The organism is Olavius algarvensis spirochete endosymbiont, assembly GCA_900608495.1.
Lineage (GTDB): Bacteria > Spirochaetota > Spirochaetia > DSM-2461 > DSM-2461 > UBA2779.
Genome location: UWYT01000173.1, coordinates 1 through 1,903, shown reverse-complemented (window position 1 = coordinate 1,903; position 1,903 = coordinate 1). Strand labels below are relative to the sequence as shown.

At 41.4% G+C, this 1,903-nt stretch carries 2 protein-coding genes; both read left to right on the top strand.

Translation table 11 applies throughout. From position 1 onward, the window contains the following. The coding region (locus S1OALGB6SA_RS04195; RefSeq protein WP_148084024.1) for a M23 family metallopeptidase at positions 1 to 462 on the top strand (462 nt) is incomplete at its 5' end. Further along, positions 459 to 1,517: a WG repeat-containing protein gene (locus S1OALGB6SA_RS04190; protein ID WP_124032661.1), complete on the top strand. Its 1,059-nt coding sequence runs from the start codon at positions 459 to 461 to the stop codon at positions 1,515 to 1,517. The genes S1OALGB6SA_RS04195 and S1OALGB6SA_RS04190, both read left to right, overlap by 4 nt. The last annotated feature ends 386 nt before the right edge of the window (positions 1,518 to 1,903 follow it).

Below are 1,903 nucleotides of genomic sequence, written 5' to 3'. Positions count from 1 at the left end.
GAACCTCCAAAACCCGATGGTTACAATGTTTATTCCATTTCTGATGGTATATATAAAGGGGGACAGTGGAATTACTCTGATAACCATGATAAAGGACTTGGGTACTATGTAGTTGTTGAAGATGAAGACGGGAAGTACAAATATAATTATGGACATCTTAACGAAGATAGCGTGAAGAATAACGGCTTGGAAAAAGATGATGAGGTAAAAAAGGGGGATTATCTGGGCAGAATTGAGGAAGATGACGAGGAAGCTGGGAACTCAAGTGGGCCTCATGTGCATCTCGAAAGGCGAGAAAGGGATGAAGACGGAAAGAAATGGGGTAAACGTGTTGATCCAGGTAAAGAAAGCCCATTGATAGATAATTCAAAAAATACAGCTAGATTTGGAAAGTATGATGATGGAAGTCCCTATGACGGAATAGATTTTGCCCCTGAAGTGAAAAAGGAGCCGTTAGAATGAGGAAATGTGTTTTTGTAATAGCCTTAGTGTTTGTTGCCATATCAATACATCTAGAAGCTTCTGATTGGACTATCTTTGATAAAGGTGGGAATATTCTTCATGTCATTAGGAACGCAGAAGATGTCGATCCTTTTAATGGTGAAGTGTTTGTTGTCAGGTATGAGGATGGATTTGCTTTTCTTGATAAGAACTTTTCAGAAGTTCTCCGGGGAAGCTTCGAGTTGGAAAGAACCGGTTTACATGATGACCGGATAGGTTTTTATGATTCTGCCTCTGACATGCGCGGGTATCTCAACGGAAAAGGTGAAGTCGTTATAGAACCAAGGTTTGATTATGTCGGGAGGTTTATTTATGGCCATGCCGTTGTGGGGTTTGGGGATACTCGAAAGGAATTTCCCTTGTTTACTTATCGCCTAATTGATACTTCTGGTAACTATACCAGTCCGGATGAGTTTGATATATTAGAGCTTTCTAGATACGAACCCAACAAAGCATTTGTCAAAAAAAGAGGGGAAAAAGTCTATCAGTTTATTGAGTTTGATGGATCAATTTGGCAACCGGTTCCAACATCAGTAGAGTTCAGTTTTCTCAAGGCGGCCAGTGGTTTTGTGATATATCGCACAAAGCATAAACGTGGTTATGGATTTGTCAGTTGGGATGGTGAGATTCTAACGGAGCAGCTTTATGATGCAGTTTACTCAACGGCTTATAGAATCGGAGCTCTTGTCTCCGTAGGAGGAAATCGACGGCTTGTTATTGATCGATTTGGTAATCCTATCGAGATTGAAGTACAAGGCTCAATGTGGCATATTTTTGATGATCGATATGTTACTTTTATCAATAATGATAAAACAGGGGTTTATGACTTCAAGGCCAAGAAAATTGTTATCCCTCCCATCTATGACAGCATACTTGTCTACAATGAGGAGATTTTTAACGTTAGCAAAAATGGTAAACGTGGATTTGCTAACATACAAGGGGAGGTCGTTGTTGAGCCTATTTATGATAATGTAGTGTACTTTGATAAAGGTTTTGGGATAGGTATCAAGTATTAGCAACCCCTCAGCCAGGCCCGCCCTTAGGCCACTGTTTGCCCCGGCTTCGCTTCAAGCCAAATAACTTCTGTTCACTTGGTGCTGACAACTCCCAAGTATTGTATCCCTATATCAGTGCTGGATGTATCTGGCAATAACAGTAGCGGCTACCGTGGTTTTGATTTGGATTCAATGCCCTATAAGCGGGGGCAACATTCGATTGAGCGGATATGGAGGGCCCATATCGAAGAATTCAAGCGGTGGAACGAATTTGGGTGGTTGTATCAATATTGACACCCCCGTCGGGAATCTGGCTTTTGGAACTTTTACATTACATGAGGAACTGGAATGGGACAAAGAGGATGTCCATGGATGTGAATGGGGATGGATTTCTCGATGTGATTTGG